The 20,174-nt window shown below is 53.6% G+C and carries 15 protein-coding genes; 6 read left to right on the top strand and 9 right to left on the bottom strand.

The annotated features are described in order from the left end of the window. Window position 1: 1 nt before the first annotated feature. From LJE94_14850 to LJE94_14825, 6 genes are all read right to left on the bottom strand, one after another. Window positions 2-958, bottom strand: coding sequence for a cache domain-containing protein (locus LJE94_14850; protein MCG6911387.1), 957 nt, complete (start codon window positions 956-958; stop codon window positions 2-4). After that, window positions 930-2,330, bottom strand: a complete 1,401-nt coding sequence (locus LJE94_14845; GenBank protein ID MCG6911386.1) for a sigma-54 dependent transcriptional regulator — start codon at window positions 2,328-2,330, stop codon at window positions 930-932. The genes LJE94_14850 and LJE94_14845 overlap by 29 nt, the downstream gene beginning before the upstream one ends. Before the next feature lie 47 nt (window positions 2,331-2,377). Beyond that, the gene (locus LJE94_14840; GenBank protein ID MCG6911385.1) at window positions 2,378-4,531 is read right to left on the bottom strand and encodes a PAS domain S-box protein; all 2,154 of its coding nucleotides are present in this window, start codon (window positions 4,529-4,531) and stop codon (window positions 2,378-2,380) included. A gap of 371 nt (window positions 4,532-4,902) precedes the next feature. Next, the gene (locus tag LJE94_14835) at window positions 4,903-5,718 is read right to left on the bottom strand and encodes a substrate-binding domain-containing protein (GenBank protein MCG6911384.1); all 816 of its coding nucleotides are present in this window, start codon (window positions 5,716-5,718) and stop codon (window positions 4,903-4,905) included. A 415-nt stretch (window positions 5,719-6,133) separates the two neighbouring features. Further along, window positions 6,134-7,393, bottom strand: coding sequence for a DegT/DnrJ/EryC1/StrS family aminotransferase (locus LJE94_14830; protein ID MCG6911383.1), 1,260 nt, complete (start codon window positions 7,391-7,393; stop codon window positions 6,134-6,136). A 150-nt stretch (window positions 7,394-7,543) separates the two neighbouring features. After that, window positions 7,544-8,644: a flippase-like domain-containing protein gene (locus LJE94_14825; protein MCG6911382.1), complete on the bottom strand. Its 1,101-nt coding sequence runs from the start codon at window positions 8,642-8,644 to the stop codon at window positions 7,544-7,546. 217 nt (window positions 8,645-8,861) lie between these two features. On the opposite strand from LJE94_14825, the gene LJE94_14820 reads away from it, so the two are divergent. The 6 genes from LJE94_14820 to LJE94_14795 all read left to right on the top strand — a co-directional run bounded on the left by LJE94_14820 (window position 8,862) and on the right by LJE94_14795 (window position 16,262). After that, window positions 8,862-10,085, top strand: coding sequence for a glycosyltransferase family 9 protein (locus LJE94_14820; protein ID MCG6911381.1), 1,224 nt, complete (start codon window positions 8,862-8,864; stop codon window positions 10,083-10,085). Beyond that, on the top strand, window positions 10,085-11,566 hold the full coding sequence (locus tag LJE94_14815) for an FAD-binding oxidoreductase (protein ID MCG6911380.1): 1,482 nt from the start codon (window positions 10,085-10,087) through the stop codon (window positions 11,564-11,566). Before LJE94_14820 ends, LJE94_14815 begins: the two co-directional genes overlap by 1 nt. 153 nt (window positions 11,567-11,719) lie before the next feature. Further along, window positions 11,720-12,829 carry a PLP-dependent aminotransferase family protein gene (locus LJE94_14810; GenBank protein MCG6911379.1) on the top strand — a complete coding sequence of 370 codons (1,110 nt, stop codon included), beginning with the start codon at window positions 11,720-11,722 and terminating at the stop codon, window positions 12,827-12,829. A 353-nt stretch (window positions 12,830-13,182) separates the two neighbouring features. After that, entirely contained in the window at window positions 13,183-14,691 is a 1,509-nt protein-coding gene (locus tag LJE94_14805) for a long-chain fatty acid--CoA ligase (protein MCG6911378.1), read from the top strand. 625 nt (window positions 14,692-15,316) lie between these two features. Next, window positions 15,317-15,916, top strand: a complete 600-nt coding sequence (locus tag LJE94_14800; protein ID MCG6911377.1) for a PEP-CTERM sorting domain-containing protein — start codon at window positions 15,317-15,319, stop codon at window positions 15,914-15,916. Between the two features lie 28 nt (window positions 15,917-15,944). Further along, window positions 15,945-16,262, top strand: coding sequence for a hypothetical protein (locus tag LJE94_14795; GenBank protein MCG6911376.1), 318 nt, complete (start codon window positions 15,945-15,947; stop codon window positions 16,260-16,262). On the opposite strand, the gene LJE94_14790 is transcribed toward LJE94_14795, so the two are convergent. From LJE94_14790 to LJE94_14780, 3 genes are all read right to left on the bottom strand, one after another. Next, window positions 16,243-16,707, bottom strand: coding sequence for a response regulator (locus LJE94_14790; protein ID MCG6911375.1), 465 nt, complete (start codon window positions 16,705-16,707; stop codon window positions 16,243-16,245). The genes LJE94_14795 and LJE94_14790 overlap by 20 nt on opposite strands. 13 nt (window positions 16,708-16,720) lie before the next feature. Continuing rightward, window positions 16,721-18,376, bottom strand: a complete 1,656-nt coding sequence (locus tag LJE94_14785; protein MCG6911374.1) for a two-component sensor histidine kinase — start codon at window positions 18,374-18,376, stop codon at window positions 16,721-16,723. A gap of 137 nt (window positions 18,377-18,513) precedes the next feature. Further along, the gene (locus LJE94_14780; protein ID MCG6911373.1) at window positions 18,514-20,166 is read right to left on the bottom strand and encodes an SLC13 family permease; all 1,653 of its coding nucleotides are present in this window, start codon (window positions 20,164-20,166) and stop codon (window positions 18,514-18,516) included. Between the last annotated feature and the right edge of the window lie 8 nt (window positions 20,167-20,174).

Below are 20,174 nucleotides of genomic sequence, written 5' to 3'. Positions count from 1 at the left end.
TTTACCTCTGCTTTTGTTCTCCGGATCCCTGTTCCGTTTTTAGCAGAATAGCCAGCGGCAGATAAAGTGCCGTGCAGACAATGGCCACGCTGCCGATAAAGAGAGCGGCAAAGGCAATTTTGTGGGTGCGGCGCAACTGTGAAAATATGTCGGCTTTCGTCTGGTGGTATACAAGCAGCCATGCGCCGTTTTTAATAAGGGCGGTAACATAAAAGGCCGCGTTGTCCTCACTGCTGGATAGAAACGTTTGATTGTCGGCGAGTTCGAACAGGGTATTGACTTCGGCGTTGCCGGGAAGGGGGGTCACCCCCGGGCTGCCGGCCTGCAGGCTGCCGGCCCGATTGATAATAAAGGCATAGCCGCTGACGCCGCTTTTAAGGCTTTTAACCAGATTGTCGAAAGCGGTAAAGTCGACGGTGGCCCGCACAATGCAGTCGCCACCACCCCATCGTTTGCGGGCCGCAACGATGAAATGGGGAAAGCCGCGCAGCCCCATGAATGTGTCGCTGATGAAATGCTCTCTGGCGGCGGCTATCTGAAACCAGCCCGCTTTTCCGTAAAGCGCATTTTCCAGCTGAAAGGGGCCGGCGTAGTTGATTTGGCGGCCCCGGGGGCCGATTTCAACCACACCCATATCCGTAAACACCGAACCGCATTCTTTCCGGAGAAGGTCCAGGCAGCGCTGCAAAAAGGGTTTTCGGGTAAGGGCTTCGCCGTCAAAGGCTTGCGCGAGAAAGCGGATATCCCCCAGGCGCTCCTGCAAGAAAATGTCGATAAGGCGGGCGTGCTTTTGAACCCGTTCGGTCAGATGGGCGTATGTTTTGGCTTCGTAGGCATCCCGGTATTGATCCATGACGACCCCGGTGACAATCAAAAGAGGTGTCAAGGCGATCAGCAATATTACTATCGAAAACTTTCTCGTAAGACCCTCACGACTTGTCTTTGAATGGTTCTGCATGGATGTCCTCCTCCTTCATCAGCCTGTGCAGGTACTGCCGCTGGATTCCTGCGGCACTGGCTGCGTGGCTGATGTTGCCGTTGTTGCGCTTGAGCAGCTCCCGGATGTAGTACCTATGGAACAAGTGGTTCATTTTATCCTTGGCTTCCCTGAAGGACAGTTGAAACAGATCTTCTTCCCCTCCGTCGAAACAGGTAAAGGGGCTGCTGTCGATGGAAAGGTCCTTTACCGACAGGATATTGGAGCGGCACAGGATCACCCCGCGTTCGATGATATTTTCAAGCTCGCGCACATTGCCGGGATAGTCATACTGGGTCAGCACCTGCATGGCGGAAGGGGATATGTCCGTGACCATTTTCTGGTTGATGGCCGCATATTTTTTTAAGAAATGAAAACCTAAAGCCGGTATGTCGTCTTTTCTTTCCTTGAGCGCCGGCAGTTCAAAGGTGATGACATTGAGACGGTAGTAGAGATCCTCCCGGAATCTTTTTTCTTTGATATCGGCCTTGAGGTCGTGATTGGTCGCGGCCACAAAACGGATATCGGCCTTGCAGGTGCTTTCGCTGCCGACGGGCTTGTATTCCCCTTCCTGCAGAAGGCGCAGGAGTTTGGTTTGCAGCTCGGGTTTCAGATCCGCAATTTCGTCGAGAAAAAGCGTCCCTTTGTGGGCCCTTTCGACAATCCCTTTTTTATCTTTCCAGGCGCCGGTGAAGGCGCCCTTGACATGGCCGAAAAGCTCACTTTCCAGTACGTTTTCCGGAATGGCGGTGCAGTTGACGGTCAGCATCTCCCGGTTGCTTCTCGAACTGTACCGGTGGAGTGCACGCGCGATCAGTTCCTTGCCGGTTCCGCTGGGGCCGGTGATCAGCACGGTGGCTACGGTGGTAGCCACGAGCTTGATGCGGTCAAAAATTTCCAGCATGGTCGGCGTCGTTCCGATCATGTCGGCAAACCCTTTCGATTCTGCCAGGGCACTGCGCAGGGCCTTGTTCTCATCCAGCACCTTCTGCCACTCCAGGGCTTTATCGATGGTGACCAGCACCCGTTCCCTTTTGAAGGGTTTGGTGATGAAGTCGAAGGCGCCCTTTTGAATCGATGTCACCGCCGTTTCGATGGTGCCGTAGGCTGTCATGATGATCACGGCTGTTTCCGGACGATGTCTTTTTACCTCCTGCAGCAGGGTCAACCCGTCCATGGCGGGCATTTTCAAGTCGGAGATGACGAGGTCGAATGCGCCTTCTCTAAACGCTTCCAAAGCGTCCCGAGGGTCATGGCGGGTCTCGACGGTGTGCAGCGTGTCTGTGGTGATGATACGCTTTAGCAGCGTCAGCATGTCCTTTTCATCATCCACAATCAGGATTTTTTGAGCCATCGACTTTCCTTTCCCGGCTTCCTTTACCGGATGTAAGGGGCCGGTTGTCACACCGGCAGCGTGATGGTAAAGGTCGTTTCCCGTTCCACCATGTCGCCCTCTTCCCGGTGCTTTTCCCGTGAGGGCGCCTGATGGCTGACGCACCGGATAGCTCCCCCCAGGCGGGTAATGATACCGTAGCTGACGAACAGACCCAGCCCGGTGCCTTCGCCTTCCGGTTTGGTGGTGAAAAAGGGGTCGAAGATGCGGTCCATGTTTTCCGGCGCTATACCGTGACCGCTGTCAATTATCTGGACGACGGCCTTGCGGTTGGTACGATCAAAGGCGGTCCGAACCTTCAATACCCCTCCCTTGTCCATGGCCGCTGCCGCATTGTTGACCAGGTTCAGAAAAACCTGCTGCAGCTGATGGGCTTCCGCTTTGATATTGGGAATACCTTCAGCCAGATCGGTGATCAACACGATGCGGCGCAGCTCGAGGGTGTGATCCACAATCTGGATCAAATCTTTCAGGCACAGGTTGAGGTCCACGTCTTGAGGTTCGTGCTTGTCCGTTCGCGAAAAACTGAGAAGGTTTTCCACTATCTCCTTGCAGTGGAGCCCCTGGCGCTCGATCACTTTCAGGTCGTCATGGATCCGGGATTGTTTGTCGGTATTTTCGATCAGCAGGTCGCAGAATCCGAGGATTACACCAAGCGGGTTGTTGATCTCATGAGCCACTCCGGCGGCCAGCGTCCCCAGTGAAGCGAGTTTTTCCGTGTTTACCAGTTGTTCCTCCAGGTTTTTGTCATCGGTGATGTCTCTGGCAATACATAGAACCGCGCTGACATTTTTGTCGGCGTCTTTCAAGGGCATGAAATTGGTGCTCAACCAGGAACGGTCGGTCCCTGCCAAAAGCTCGATTTCCGTTCTGAGGCTTTTCCCGGATGCATAGACCTTTTTAATGTGCTCCATCTGCTTTTCGGCCGCCCGAGAAGGGAAATAGTCGCCAATCTGCCCGCCGATCAGTTCATCCCTTCTGCCGCCCAGCCATTCGGCTGTAAAGCTGTTCATGGTCAGGAAGCGGCCCTTTTCATTGACGGTAAAGATCAAATCCTCGGCACTTTCCACCAGGGACCGGTATTTCTCCTCGCTGCGCTTAAAGGCTTCGGAGCGTTGTTCGGCGTAGACTTCCAACCGTCGGGACCATCGGACCTCAAGAAAAAGGATTACACCCGCGCCGAGAATGACAGACAGCAGGGTGAGCGCCTGGAAAATCAACCGGCGCCGTTCGTCTTCCTTGAGAGCATCTTCGATTTCCAAAACCGGTGCGGTCACGGCAACGGACCATTTTCGGGGAGGGTGAACCGACACATCGATGGGGCAGAAGGCCACCAGTTTTTCGATCTTACCGGTGACGCCTCTGTGCCATCCTGAAAAATACCTGCCGGTGCCCTCTTTCCCGGCAATCATTTTTTTCTTCTGGATGGTGTTGATCATTTCAAAGGAGAGTTCCGGATACTTTTCTTTGCGGACCGCAAAGGCGTTTTTCCCGGTGAACCGTGCGTCGGGATGGTACAGGAAGGTGCCCTGGTCGTCGATAACCCAGGCGTAGCCGGTTTTTCCGGAAAGAATATTTTTTAAATAGGGTGATATGAACCAGGCGATGTCGATGTGGCAGACCAAGAACCTTCCGGCCCTGTCATTCAGAGACGTTATCATGGCGAGCATGGGGATGCCCGGGTTGGCTATATAGGGTTCGCTCCAGATATCACCGGCCTCGATAGACTGAGGCAGGGGCAGGCGGTTCACACTTTCCGAGGTCCAGGTTTTTTCGCCTCTGCGTCCATAGGGCAGGTGAACGCTGGTGATGTGCGCATGCGGGTCGATGATTTCGAATTTGCGGACGCCGTTTTCCATAAGCCGTGACAACCCATTCTGAATCGTCTGGTCCACGAGGGCCGGGTCGCCGGCATTCAGCACGATATCGCTGCGCAGAAAAACGAGTTTTTTTCTGATGAAGGCCAACTGGTGCTCGATCAATCCGGCTGCGTAACGGGCGCTGATCAGCTGCTGGTCGTTGAACATCCGGGAAAGGCTTGTCCGGGCCTCTTTCGATGACCACACGGAGAGAATCGTTCCTGCTACCAGAATGGAACAGGCCGTCATCAGGACTCCCCAGAATATGCGTTTTTCAAGCCCCGGTCTTGTCGTTGGTTCCATGGCAGGATTGCGTTCGAATGCTGATGGCCAATAAAAATTTTAATTCAGGTAAAAACACGTCCCCGTCTTTGCCTCATGGTATAGCAATGGTCATGCCAGTATAGGTACTCAGAAGATTGGGTTGTATTTCATTTATATTCAAATAGTTATTGCAAAGGGCCCGGGCCCGCTCGAAATGTGCGACCCGTAGGGTGTCAATTTTTTTTACAAGCGTGTCGCCTACGCCATCAGCCTGCCGGCCCGGTGATGCGAACCCGCTTTTCACCCAAGCCGGGCATCTCAAATTTTTAGAATTATATCGATTGGAAAAGGAGCGGCCGAGACTGCATGCCGCTCCTTTCAATAGGGGTGGGCCGTATACGGGGGGCGGATTAACGCGGATCTGGGAGGGGCAGCATGCCGTTGCGCTGCATGATTTCTTTTCCTGTTTTCGAAAAGGCGAAATCGATGAAAGCCTTCAGGCTGCCTTCAGGTTTTCCACGGGTAACGTAGTAGAATATCTGAAAGTAAGGGTAGTCTCCATCCGTGGGCAGCCTGCCATCGATCTTTACCGTTTTGATCTGCGCTTCATGGGAAATGGCGCCATTGGCAATAAAGGACACCGCACCTACCGGCAGGCTCTTGATGGCTTCGATGGCCATGGTCGAGTCATAGGCGGAAAACGCATAGGTGATTTCCTTGTGCCGCATGACCTGGCGCCGGAAATTTTTGTTGGCAGCCGTGTCCTCTTCCGGGACCACTACCAGAATGGGCAAATCCCTTCCGCCGATCTCTTTCCAGTTGACGATATCGCCGCTGAAGATGTCCTGCACCTGGCTTTCAGTCAGGTTGTCCACTCCGCATTTGCTACTGGTGATAACCGCTAGTGGGTCCTTGCAGAAGGGGATCTGTATATATCCGTAGTCCTCATGCTTGCGATAGAGCTTCCTGGCAATGGACGCAATATCGCTGTAGCCGTTCATCAGACGGTAAAAAGCGGATCCGGACGATGAGGTTTTTACCTGGACCCGGACGCCGGTGGCTTTACTGAAGGCCGGGATGAGCTCGCTGTCAAAGGCCTTGTATATTTGGTTGGAACCGGCATAGCGGATCGCTTCTTCGGCACAGGCATGGTCAGTTTCTGCAAAGAAGCCGCCCATCAGGCCGATCGCGATGATGACAAACAGATGGAAAAATATTTTCTTCATATTGAGTCCCTCCTTGGTCGGTTTATGCATCATGTCCTTTTACAATGTCTCCTTGCTAGGATCGCTGATCTGAAAAGGTGGAAATGCAAGCCGTGTGCCACCCGCAGGGAAAACGTACGAAATTCACAACATGCTGAAAATATGTATACTATTAAATTCTCGAGAAGGAGGGGCGGGTGGCCGGGGGACGACGGGATCGTCAGTTTATTTTACAGGGTGCAAAAAAAGCGGCTCGTGCGTTTCAAGCAGAACAGATGTATGAGAATCGGTATAACTGGCAGCAATCATGTTTCAAACCGCTGTCCTTTGAAGCATTGTGTCAACCCCAAACAAATCAGTGCCGGCGGCAGAACAGGCCCCTTCGGGGGGCTGCTTCATATCTTAAGGCTCTACCGGAGATCGCCGATTTATGCGGTCAGTGTTTTGCGGCATCCCAGGCTCGTATCACCCGACCGATACGACGCATTTTGGCCGTTGAGATCATAGGGTACACACAGATTTCCAGGATAGATGCTTCGCTGGGCCCTTCCCGGTGTTTGTCATCGTTGCGGCCATTCTGGAAAGGTGTCAGCACGGAGCAGTCGGACATATCGGTTATCTTCGAATCGATCCCGTGCCTGAGCAAAAAATGGCGCAGGTCATCGCGCATTTCCGGTGAGACCGAGAGGGGATAGTACACGTAGATGTTATTTTTGTCCGAGGTCGGCGGCGCCGTGACCGATTTTACCTTCCCCAACTCCTCGGTCAATGCCTGGCCATTTAGCCGCGCGCCTTCGTTAAAGGCATCGATGTAACGCAGCTGAACGAGCCCGACGGCGGCCTGCAGGTTGGACATGCGTTTGATTTGGGGTTGTGATCGCTCAAACTGGTAGAGCAGGTCGTCCCCTACGGAGGAGTCCAGCAACGGCTGGTTCAGCATCTGTTTGAGTCTCAATGCCGGATACATGGTGATGCCGAATACCCAGGGAATCGTAGCCAGCCATTTCAGCCAGACCGAGATCGCCTTTTTGACTATTTCATCTTTGGACTGCATGGCCGATTCGGCCAATATTTGCCCGGCTCTAGCTGCGATCACAGGATCCGATATGGCAATGGCACCCCCACCAAAACAGGGCATGTTTTTCCCCTCGGCGAAACTGAACAGGCCGATATCCCCGAAAGTCCCCACCGCTTTCCCGTCCACGCGTACACCGCAGGCATGGGCACAGTCCTCCAGCAGACGGATACCCCGTTGCCGGGCCAACGCTTTGATTTCATTGATCGGGCAGGGTTTCCCGAACAGATGCGTGGCCAGCACGGCACCCGTGTCAGCGGTGATCTTGGGTTCGATATGCTCGGGGCCGGCGTTGAACGTCACGGGATCCACCTCGCAGAAAACAGGTCGGTAGCCGAGAATTTTCGCAACCATCGGCATGACCGGGAAGGTAAAAATGGGGAAGATGATCTCGGCGCCCTTTTTCAGTTCAAGGGATTTCAATGCCAGTTGAAAGGCCGAACGGCCCGAGGCGGCACCGAATACATGCGGGGTGCCGAGCCATTGGCCGAAAGCCTGATAGAATGCTTCGATGGAGGGCCCCTGCTGGGCCTTGCTGCCCGGCAGGTGTCTGATGAGGGTTCTCAAGGTTCCCGGTGCCAGGTTTACTGCCCGCCGGGGTACGCTTCCTATTAGTGTCATGCTTCGACCTCTCTTTACATTAGCGACGCGTTTTCTATCGACCGATTACAGGCCTTGGACTGCGCGCGGATTATCGTAAGACTCGCTTTTCTGGATCTCGTGGCAAGGCGTCGTGTCCGGCTGCCTCGATCTCGAGAGCATGAAAATAGGTCACGGCTCCACCCGAGTCAATAGTTCCGAACCTTCCTGAACGTTTGGTGTCTGGGGGGGCCTGCTGGACAGGTTGTCCGTTTTCATGGGCACCTCGCGCCAGGTGCGCAGGTTCAACATCCGCCGAAAGGCGAACACCACCAGCCCCAGACCGATGTGGAGCCAGAAATCGATGAACCGGTTGACAACGGTGATGGAGGCCGCCACCGGCGAAACAGCACCCACAAGCCGCAAACAACTGAACAGGGTCAGTTCGACCACCCCGGTCCCGGAAGGGGTAAATGGAAAAGAGGTGGCCAGCAGGGGAATCATGGTCAGGAAAACGAGCTCGACCACTGACAACCGGAACCCGAAGGCCATGCACAGAAAGAAGATCCACAGCGATTCCAGCATCCAGATAACCACGGTGAGACCGGCGATCAGAATCAGCCTTTCGGGTTGAGGCCACATACCATCTTGAAAAGATTTAATCATCTCAACGACCTTTTCGGGTAAGAAGCCGGGGATGGACTTTTTAAAGAAAAAGAAAACCAGGATAATCGAAGTTGCACCCACGGCTATGGCAATGCCAAGGATCAGACTCCAGAGCACCGAGTTCGGCAGTTTGGCGGCAAACAGGATCCAGGACGACACCCCTGCCAGGATCAGCAATACCCAGGCGTCGATCATTCTCAGAAAAACGATTGACCCGATGGCGGCCGAGCGTCTGACACCGAAGTTGATGCGTGCCATGTGGGAAGCGTAGAGATCTCCGAATTTGGCGGGAACCACGTTGTCTACAAAATTATAAAAGAATACCAACAGGGAAAATCTCAACGAGCCGTCTTTAAGATTGAAGCGTGTCAGGCAATTTCGCCAACGCATACCCCGCACCAGGTATGTGGCATAGTGGGAGAGTGCCGCGATGAGGATGTAGAACTTGTCGGCGGCTTCGAATTCACGCCAGATTTCTTTGATGTCCAGCATGGACACGAGGATGGAAAGAATGACGATGGAGACGGCGATGCTGGCATAGGTCGGCCAGCTCCACATTTTCTGCTTGAGGCTTTTATCCTCGCCTAACGGTGCTTCCCGGGCATGGGACTCTGGTTGTTTTTCCATGGCGTTGTTTCCGTTGGCTGCACGCATCAAGCGTCCCAAGCTTTTCAACCGCAAACGCATGGTTCAATCCGCATTTTCGGCAGCATGGAAATCCATTCGAAAAATTGATTTATCATAATGGGATTTATTGCCAGGTCAAGTGAAAAGTTTGAAAAACAAAAGCATGCCGGTTAATTCACTTGACTTGGTATACGGGTTCATGTAGTTGAAATTATCCATGAATGTTAAACTGCAGCGCAAAATTGACCAGGTTATAGGGGCAATCCTGTGCCGGGTCCTCTCCCTGTTCTGTTTCAGCCGTCAAGCAAAGACAACCCCACGGAACACCCGGAAAATTCTCGTTATCCTGCTGTCCGAGATGGGTAGCCTGGTACTGGCCCACCCGATGTTTCAACTCCTGAAATCGAGGTATCCGAAAGCAGCCATCAGTGTACTGCAGTTTAAAGAGAACAGGGAGATCATGGAGATCATGGAAGTTGTTCCCAATGAAAACATTTACACCATCGATCCCTCTTCCCCAGCCAGATTGTTCGTGGGCATTATACGGGTGGTGATTGAACTGCGCCGCCAGAAATTTGATGTGTCCATCGATTGTGAGCTTTTCCACCGGATCAGCAGCATGCTCTCATATCTGAGCGGCGCGCCTGTACGCGTAGGCTTTCACAGGCACACCCAGGAAGGTCTCTACCGGGGGGATTTCATCAATTGCCCGGTGCTTTACAATCCCTACCAGCACATATCCCAGCAGTTCATCACGCTGGCGGATGCCATGGAATCAGAAACGTTTCCCCGGTCAAAGCGGTCGGTAGCTCCGGTGAAGACAACATTGCCAAAGGTCCGGTTGACACCGACCGTGACCGAGGCATTTACCAGACGGTTTCATACCCATGCCCCCGCTGTTGAAGGGAAGCCGTTGGTCCTGTTGTATCCAAGCGGCGGCCTGTTGCCCATAAGGGCCTGGCCCCTGGAATCCTATTGCCGCCTGGCGGATAAACTGCTGCAGGCCGGCTGCGCCGTGGGCATCATCGGAATGAAGGAGGACCGGCACCTGGCACAAACCATCCAGGCCCATTGCCGTCACAAGGACTGTATCGACCTTACCGGCTTCACACGAACGTTGCGCGAATTAATGATTCTATTTCACCTGGCATCGCTGCTCATCACCAATGACGGTGGACCGGGTCAGTTCTCAGCCATGACACCCATTAAGACCATCATATTTTTCGGCCCGGAAACACCTGTCCTCTATGGGCCCCTAAGCGATAACGCGGTTGTATTTCATTCGTCCCTGTCCTGTTCGCCCTGTCTTTCAGCCTATAACCACCGCAACTCACCCTGCGACGGAGACAATGTGTGTCTTACCAGCATCGGGGTGCAACAGGTGCTTGCAAAGGCCCTGGATATGCTCAACTTCCAGCCGGCGGCCCGCGGAGAGTCTTGATGAATTCTGGAACGATACGCCCACCGGGCTTTATGAAATGGAAAGCGCTCGAGTCTCTAGTGGGCTCGATGAAGACGCGCTCTCTGGTTGCGCAGCCGACATCGATTGAGCAATGCCGCGAGGCGCTTGCCTACTGCCGCAAACAGGGTATGACTGTCTGCGCACGCGGTGCGGGGCGCGGGTATGGTGATCTGGCACTCAACGACGGCCAGGCGCTGATGGACATGAGCGCCATGAACCGGATACTCGACTTCAATGCCGACGCGGCCCAGATCACTGTGGAGGCCGGCATCCGGCTCATCGATATTTACCGGGTGGTTCACCATCACCGGCTCTACCTGCCGGCGAGTCCGACCGAATCACACTCCAGCGTTGCCGGAGCGATGTGTGTCAACGTCAACGGAAAGGACGCCTGGCACCACGGCAGTTTTGCCCATCAGGTCGTTCGCTTTACCCTGATGCTGGCAGACGGCAGCACCCTTGAAATAGACCGTTCCCATGAGCTTTTCAATGCCGTATTAGGGGGTATAGGCCTCATCGGTATCATCATAGACGCGACGCTGCAACTTTGTCCAGTGCCATCTCCCTTTGTCAGGATCGACCGCATACCCGTGCCGGATGTCGACGAGATGCTAAAGACAATTGCGCGTGTCGAGACATCACACGATGCGGCGGTTGTCTGGGTGGATGCTTACGCCAGAGGCAGCCGGGTGGGGCGCTCCGTGATCCATGCCGCCAAATGGGTCGAGCGACGGGATACGCCGGCCCAACGACGGAAAATCCTTGCTGCAGGCTACGAACGCCTTGAAAAGCACCGCGAGTTCGGCCTCGCGCTTCACGAAAAATTCGGTCCCCTGCTGTCGCTTATGCTGCATTTTCAGCGCCCCATGATGAATACGTTCAACCAGATGTACTATGCCGGATGCCGGTTTTTGGAGACCACCGGGCGTTCTTCCAATACAGAGCTCTTCCTCAGGTTCGGCTTCGAGGCCAGTTTTACGGTGCCACCTGCCCACCTGGTCTGCGGACCCCACGGCTACACGGTGCAGCTTACGTTTCCCAGGTCAGAGGCGCGGGAGGCCATCGTCGAACTGATGGGTATTTGCCAGTCGTCACCCTGCCCCCCGGTGACGACGATTCTGCGGTCCCACAAACCGGATGACTGCCTTATATCTTTTTCGGAAGACGGTTACAGCCTCAACTTTGAATTCCACCCGAAAAAGCGCCACATGGATGCCAGCCGGGAAGCCGTAGATCAACTTATCGAGGCCACCATTCGGAGGGGAGGCAAGATCCATCTTGCCAAGGATCAGGTGCTGCGTCCGGAACAGTTCTACCGCGTGTTTCCGCGATACAAAGAACTTTTGGCGATCAAAAAGCGACTCGACCCGGACGGGCTGTTTACTTCCGATCTGGCTCGACGAGTGGGAATCGATCCTGTGCTGAACGATCTGTCCGGCATACCGGGGCTATTGTCATGACGGCATCCGGGTCTGGTCGCCTTTATCAGGAAATAAAGCGGGAGAGGCCATAGAATGGACAAAGCGATACATAGACTCTATTCGAAAATGACAGCATGCATGCAGCACTCTTTTATCCGGGAGATGTTGAATACGACCAGGGGCGTCCCGGATATGATATCCTTTGCCGGCGGCCTTCCCAGTCCAGCTTCGTTTCCCAAAGACGTGTTTAGAGATCTGTATTCAGGTGTCATCACCCACGAAGGGGATGATGTTTTACAGTACGGTGCGAGCGACGGGGATCGTGTATTGAAAAACGCCCTGAAAAAGTATGAGGGGGTGCCCGATCTGTCCGACGATGAAATCATGATTACCATTGGTTCCACCAGCGGGATCTACCATTTCACGCGTACGCTCATCGATCCGGGCGATATTATCATCTGTGAAGCGCCCGGGTTCCCGGGTTCCTTTTCCGCCATGGAAAGCTGTGGCGCCCGCCTAGTCGGCATCGAAATGGATGAATTCGGTATGAAGCCGGACAGCTTGAAGGCAAGCATAGAAAAGCTTTTTCATACCGGTGAGAGAGTTAAGTTTATCTATACCACCCCGGACTTTCAAAACCCCACCGGGAGAACCATGAATCTGGACCGGAGACGGGCGGTGATCGAGACAGCCCTGACATATGAGGTCCCTATTCTCGAAGATCAACCGTATCGGGAACTGCGCTTTCACGGAGAAGATATCTGTACGCTGTGGGAATTGGCCCGAACCGAATTCAACGAGTCCAAGCTTGTAACCATTGCCAAGTCTTTTTCTAAAATATTAGGCCCTGGGCTGCGACTTGGATTTGTATCCGGCCCTCCGGAAATAACGAAACCGATGGTGAAGTGGGCCCAGAAAAGCGTGGTAAGTCCCGAAGGTGTTACGCAGCGTGTGGCCGCGCGTTTTATAGAGCAGGGCCACATGCAAGAACAGATCCAGAGAGTTATCGATTTATATCGCCCGCGCAGAGATGCTATGGTCAAGGCCCTCGAAGTATATATGTCCGGCCACGCGCAATGGACAGATCCCGAAGGCGGAATATTTGTCTGGGTCACGCTTGATGAGTCTGTCGACACAGATGCTTTGTTCACCCGTGCGGTAGAAAATAAGGTAGCCTTTATTCCGGGAAGCAAATTTTATCCGCAAGGATCGATGAAGAATAATGCACTGCGGTTCAATTTTTCCTATTGCAATGAAAAACAAATTATAGAAGGGGTGCGTCGGTTGGCCAGTCTAATTTGATGACGTGTTGACATCCTGGTCTACATAGCATATAGCTTACGGCTGTGTAGCGCAGGGTTTCAACCCTGCCATACGCCTGTGACCTCTGACCTCTAAGGTCATACCCTCGGATCCTTGAATCCTTGACCCCCTTGTTTTGTTGAAAATAGATTAATTGGGATTTAGTATTTGCCTGCTCCAGCGGTATCCAAACAACATCCCTCTATTGAGATACCAATCAAGGAGAATGCAATCGGCCTTTGCCTTACGAAGGTGATCTCATGTCTCTCGAAGAAAAAGTCACCCGTAAATCGAGAGTCATACCGTCTGCTGACGTTATGGTAATTTCGTTATTACAATGAAAGGGGGAAACTATGAAAATAAACATCGGAGATTTTTTAACCAGACGTTCACGAATAACTCCCGGCAGAGAGGGATTGGTCTGTGAGGATGTCCGCCGCACCTATCAAGACCTAAACGATCGCGCCAACCGCCTGGCCAATGCCATGACAGCTCTGGGCATCGGACATGGTGACCGCATAGGCATACTGGCTTTCAACGAGCCGGAATATTACGATATGTATTTTGGATTGGGTAAAATCGGGGCCATCCTGGTGCCGGTCAACTACCGTCTGGCAGGTCCTGAAATACAGTACATCCTGTCAGATTCCGATTCAAAGGTACTTGTATTCGGTCCGGAGTACGCGGAGGTGGTCGACTCCATCCGCAGTGACATCCCCACCAAAGATTTCATCGCTATTTCCGAGAATCCACCGGATTGGGCCAAATCGTACGAAACGTTGATCGGTGACGCACCCGACGGGGAACCGCAAATCGTCGGCGGCGACGATGACACCTTAACTATACTGTATACATCCGGAACGACCGGAAGGCCAAAAGGCGCCGAACTTACCCACGCGTACTATTACTGGAACTCGGTAAATCTTATGTGCACGCTGGGACTGGATATCGGAAATACATCCTTAATCGCTTTGCCGCTTTTTCATATCGGTGCTCTGGCGGGTCCGCCCTGGGTCGTTCACTCGGGTGGAAAAGTGGTCCTGCTGAGAACTTTGGATCCTCAACGTTTTCTCGAGCTTATCGAAGAAGAAAAGGTTAGCGGTTTCGGTTCAGTCCCCCAGCTCCTGGATTTTCTGAAACTTGTACCTGATTTTGAAAAATATGACTGGAGTTCTGTTAAAACTATCCTGGTGTACGCCGCTCCGGTCCCCGTAACCTTAATTAAAGAATATCAAGCCAGCGGTATCGAAGTGCGCCAGCTTTATGGCCTGACCGAATGCAACACCGGCACGGTGCTGGATTCCGAAAATGCGATTGAAAAAGTCGGGTCCTGCGGGCGGCCCTTTTTTCATACCGAGGTGCGTGTGGTCGATTACAACGGGCAGGATCTGCCGCCGGGAGAGAAAGGCGAAGTCTTGTTGCGAGCACCCAACATGATGAAGGGATACCTGAACCGGCCTGAAGAGACGGATGACGCCATAAAAGACGGTTGGCTGCATACCGGTGATGTCGCCAAAATGGACGCGGACGGATTTCTCTATATCCTTGACCGCAAAAAGGACATGATCATTTCCGGTGGTGAAAATATTTATCCGGCGGAAATCGAAGATGCCCTGTTAAACCATCCCAAAGTCGTCGATGTGGGGGTTATCGGTTATCCCCACGAAAAATGGGGTGAAGCCGTCAAGGCCATCGTGGTTGTTCAGGCAGGGCAGACACTGACCGAAGAAGAATTGATCGAGTGGTGTCAGGGCAAGATTGGAAAATTCAAAATTCCCAAATCCGTGGTGGTCACGGATGCGTTACCCAGGACACCTACGGGTAAAATATTGAAAACGGAATTGAGAAAACAATTCAACTAAATGTCTTGCCCCGGATAGCCAGGCCCTGGCTAACCCCTGGACGGGGTTAGCTCGCCAGCGCCGACAATATATTGCCATTATTCAAGTCTTACAAAATAAACGGAGATCCTGTAAGGAATATCCTCACCCTATCTTGCATGAGCATCTATTTCTTGCGCTTGTGTTTACCTTATTTGTCTTTTTTCAGCGCAAACTGTATTGGGGCGAGGCAATTGTCATCGCGAACACCATGCCATGGATTTTTCCCTAGCATGCGGCCTCTTTCTCATCGAAAAACTTTCTAGCCCTCGAAATCATTCATTATTTTAACCCGCGGACAAAAAATCGGGATTCCGTAGTTTCGAACCGTTGCAGCGCGTCCAATCGCCCTTTAAAGCCCTTGGCGGTCAATTAATGGTGTTTATTTATACCACATAGTGGCATTTAGGTGATAGAATTTATTATCTGTTTTTCACAATTTTCCATCTGTCCGTATCGGAAAAAACGTAACCCATTAAAATCATTACTATCTGAATATATATAATTGTTGGCCCGTTTCTTGCTGTCATATAGTACCACGATGTGGTGTTAAGCCTGCCGCATCCTGAAAGCAAACGTTACAAAACGTTGTGAAAGGAGGTCCAAAATGAGAAAATTTTATATGGCACTTGTTGCCTCTATACTTTTTGCGCTGTTTTCAGTAACCAGCGCTTCCGCCCTGAGTTTTGGGGATGACGCCTATGTTGGTCTCATTAACGATGGGATCCCTTCCAATCCAGAAAATGAGGTAGACTACGTCAATTATCTGATAACCTTGAGTGATGGACAGGGTGACACTGTTATCGGAACCGAAACATACAACCGGATTGGCAGCGATCTCGACGTCGAATTCCCGACAGCGGTCTTGACTGATGCCGTCAAAGAACAAAGTGAGGATGCGGGCTTCGATAGTGAAATCGACGCGACCGGATTTTCCTACGTTCTTGGCAAATACGATGCCGGGAATGCCGGGTCCTGGGTCTGGTATCTCGGCGAAGGTTTTGTTGGTGATGTGGTATTGCCAGAGTATTTTACTGAAGATGGTCAGTATGGGCTTTCTCACATCTCTCTCTATAATTTCTCCTCCAGAGATGATAGAAGTAATGACCCACCACCGTCGGTACCCGAACCGGCGACCCTTTTCCTCATCGGCACAGGCCTTGTCGGCCTGGCCGGTATCGGCAGAAATCGCTTTAGGAGAAACTAAACCGTGAACAGAAACTCGCTTTTTGATAATGGAGGCAGACGATCGGGTGCCGATCAGCGGCAGTTCAGCTGTGCCGTGCATATTCCTGAACGAAGAATGCACGATCGACGGACGGGCAAAGACCGGCGCACCGTTTGACAAAGTTAGCCGATCGTTTTCAAAGGCGCATGAGCCGGGTCAAACGACCCGGCTTTTTTTAATTGCTTCAAAAAAACTGCGGGGGAAATTCATTTTCTTGTGTGAAGAAGGGGCATCAGCAGTCAACCGTTTCCACGGCAGCCAACGACCTGATTCCCCCTCTCGAAAATCAGACAGAAGAACGGATTTTATGCGCCGTTTTTCTTGATCTGGTCGAACACCCTGCCCGGGTACCGCGTCAATTCCTTGATCTTGGCACTGCGGATTTTCTGGTCCTGGGTGTCCTTGCGCTGAAAAGCGGCCGCCAGCTTCATCATCAGTTCTTCTATCTTGATGGGTTTCAGCAGGTAGTCGAAGGCGCCCAGTTTCATCCCTTCGATGCTGGTTTCCACCGAGGCGTGTCCGGTCAGCAGCACCACTTCGGTCAAGGGCTTGATTTTTTTGATTTCCCGGAGCGTTTCGATGCCGTCCATACCGCCCGGCATCTTGACATCCAGCAGCACGACGTCGAACATCTTTTCACGGATCATTGCGACGGCCTCTTCTCCGCTTTTGACGCCGGTGACGTCGAGCTCTCTTTTCTGCAGGCGCTTAATAATGGTTTCGAGGAAATCGATCTCATCGTCGACGACTAAAATTCGAAACATGTCCATGGTCGCTTTCTCCTTATTTTTTTTCTGGAATAATGACGGGGATATTGACGAAAAAAGCCGTGCCGCGCGGTTCCCGGCGTTCGAAACGAATACTGCCGCCCATTTTTTCGATGATGCTGTAGGTGATGGAAAGCCCCAGCCCCGTCCCCTTGCCGTTGTGCTTGGTGGTATAAAAGGGGTCGAAAATCTTTGCTTCCGACCCTTTGGGGATGCCGGGGCCGTCGTCCCGGATTTCCACTTCGATGGTGTCTTCACGGGGCCGGGTCAGGACGTCGATCAGCCCGTCCTTGCCGATGGCGTCGATGGCATTGTTCATCAAATTCAAAAACACCTGTTGAAGCTGGGACTGGTCGCTGGCGATGACAGGCAGGTTTTCGTGGAAAACGGTCTGTATTTCGATGTTGTTGGTGCGGGCGTGATTTTCCAGAAGGCTGATGACTTCGTCAAGGGTGTGGTTGACGTCCACGTCATCCAGCCGTGGTTCCATGCGCCGCGCAAAACCGAGCATGTTATGGGTTATTTTGCGTGCCCTTTCCACGTGGGTTTCGATCTTTTCCGCCGATTTTTCGAACTCGAGAAAGTTCGGACTGGTTCTCAACTCTTCTTCAGCGAGAAGGTCTTTGATCCAGCCTGCATTTTCGCCGATCACCGCCAGGGGGTTGTTGATCTCGTGGGCGATGCCGGCAGCCATTTTTCCCAGGGCGGCCAGCTTGTCGCTTTGCTGCAGCTGCGATGTCAGGCGGTCCCTTTCCCTGTCAGTCTTTTCGAGCCGGTTGACCGTCATGTGAACGATCAGAATGGTCGCCAGGACGATCGCCAGGCAGCCGGTAATGATGATCGCAATTTCCCGGCTGCGGGCCCTGGCCAACCAGCCGGCTTCGTCACAGGTTTGCTGCGTGGCGACAAACAACCACTCACCGTTCTTGAGCCAGGATCCCGCAATAAAGGCGGTACGCATACCACTGGGAGGGGGATCCATCAGGGTGGTGCCCTCGCCGAACGTCCTGGGATCCAGTGCGGATGCCTCCAGGATGGTGCCTTCGAAGCGGGGCTGAGTCTGGTAGACGCCGGCGCGGTTGAGGATAAAGGCGTCAGCTGTTTTGCCCGCCTGCGCCGTTCGCACCAGACTGTTGAAAACGTCGGAATCGATGGTGGCTCTGAGGATCCAGTGACGATAGCCGGTATGGCCGCGGACGGCGATGATGAAGTGAGGAAGCTGCCTGAAACCCAGATAGACATCGCTGATATAGCTGCCCTTGTTCATGGTAATGCCAAACCAGGGCTGCTGGGCATAGTTCAAACCGGCGAGGTCGTAGGGGCCGACGTATGCCAGATGGCTGCCGTCTTCGCCGATGATGCCGATGTCGATGAGCCCAAGCCCCTGGGTCTGGCGGGTCAGAACGTTGAAGAGGCGCGAGAGGTCTGCCTGCCGGCTCAGCTCGTCGATGGTATGGGTGTTGACGATGGTCATCAGGATGTTGGTGCGTTCCCTCAAAAAGACATCGATGGCGTTGCTTTGACTCCTGGCCAGCTGCCGGATCTGATCCCTGACCTTCTGTTCGCACACCTCGGAAAATTGCTGGTAGATCACCCCTCCCAAAATGACCAGGGGGGCGACGGAGACCATCAGGGTCAGGCAAATGATCTTTATTCTCAGGTTTCTGTACATGGTGCCCCTTTTATCGATGGCGGCGGGCCATGGGGCCGGAACGCCCCATGGTACCGAGTTTGTCCATCAAAAATACCAGGTTATCGCTTTTCGGGCAATTCACGCCCACGAACAACGATGATAAAGCCATGGGTTTTTCAATTCCACGGCAGAAATTTCCAGTACCCGAAAACCGCCCAGACCCATAGAACGGCCCAGGCGAGCAGGGTCACCGGCAGGCCGTATTTTACGAAATCCATCACCGAAAGGAGCCGTTCACCGGTTTCAGGGTCACGGCCCATGCCGAAGCAGATGGCGTTGTTGGGGGTGCCGACCACCAGAAAATTGGCAAAAGAGGAGGAGAAGCTGGTGATCAGCCCCACCTTGACCGCACTGACGTTGGCCAGGGTCGCCATGGGCAGCACGATGGGGCCCAAAGCGGCTACCGTGGCGCCGTCACTCATGAAGTTGGTCATGGTACCGGTCAAGAGGCTCACACCGATGATCAGGCCGTCGCCGCGGGTCAGGACATCGGGCAAAAGCCCGACAAAGGTGTCGGCCAGCCACAGGGCGCCGCCGGTGAACTTCAACCCCACGCCCATGGCACAGGCGGCCGCATACAATCCGACCACGTCAAAGGCCACTCCTTCCTGGACATCCTCCCAGTTGACGATGCGGAAAACGAACATGGCGAACACCGCGTAGAGCGTGGGACCTCCCAGACCCGCGTGTTCCCCTAGCACGATCCAGGCCGCCACAAGCAGTACCAGGATAACGGCCATGACCGCTTCCTGCCCCCCGAACTTGGGCATGCGTTTGACCTCGGCCCTGACGACGTCGCTGGGGTTGATGCCGTCGACCCTGAAGTGGGGTCGGCAGCGGATATACATATAGGCGCCGATCACCACCGACATCAGGGGGACGAAGGGCATACCGTATTTGACCCATTCCAAAAAGGTTACCGGCGTCCCGTATTCCATCAGATAGCCCACCATGATGGCATTACGCCCGCCGGCGGCCGGCGATCCCGGCCCGCCGTGGTTGGCGGCGAAGCAGACCCCCAGCAGCAGAAATACGGCCAGGGCGCGGTCCTTTTCCACGCCATACATTCTGCAGGTGACCTTGTATATGCCCATCAGCACCGGTATGAGCAGCGCCACCAGCGCATGTTCGGAGAGAAAACCGGCGGATACGGCCAGCATGGGAAGGAACAGAAAGGCGAAGGCTTTGGTACTTTTGATACGGCTCAGCAGAATGAGTCCGATGCGTTTGTCCAGGCCGGTTTTGGCAACCCCGACCGCCACAGCCAGGATGCCGAAGATGAAAAATACCGCGTCTTTCATGTAGGCCCGTGAGATATCGTTCATGGGCAGAATGGCAAAAAGATAGAGCAGCACCCCCACCATGATGTCGGTGGCCCCCAGGGGAAGGGCCTCGCTGCCCCACAGAAAGGCCGCCAGAAAAAGGATGGCCACCATGATCTTGGCCATGTCGGCAACTTCCGTTGCGGTCAGGAGAGGGTCGTGATCGTGCGCCGCCGTTTCCTGCTGATTTTCCTTCTGTTGTGAAAAAGCGGCCGGGCGCAGTTTCTGGTTCACGGTCTCGGCGATGGTTGTACATCCCCGGCCCAACTGGTAACCCGGCGGATGGGACCGGGTGACCATGGCAACCATGCTTTGGGGGGCGGGCAGCAGGGCCACGGCGGCAAACAGGATGGCCGCGATGATGAACAGGATGGGCTTGTATCCGGGCCGGCTTCGCAAAAACCAGTCTTTTTCCGGGGTGTTAGCGGTTGTAGTTGGGCTCGGCATGCTTCCTC

This window comes from Deltaproteobacteria bacterium, assembly GCA_022340465.1.
GTDB lineage: Bacteria > Desulfobacterota > Desulfobacteria > Desulfobacterales > B30-G6 > JAJDNW01.
This window is presented reverse-complemented; position numbering and strand designations above follow the sequence as displayed.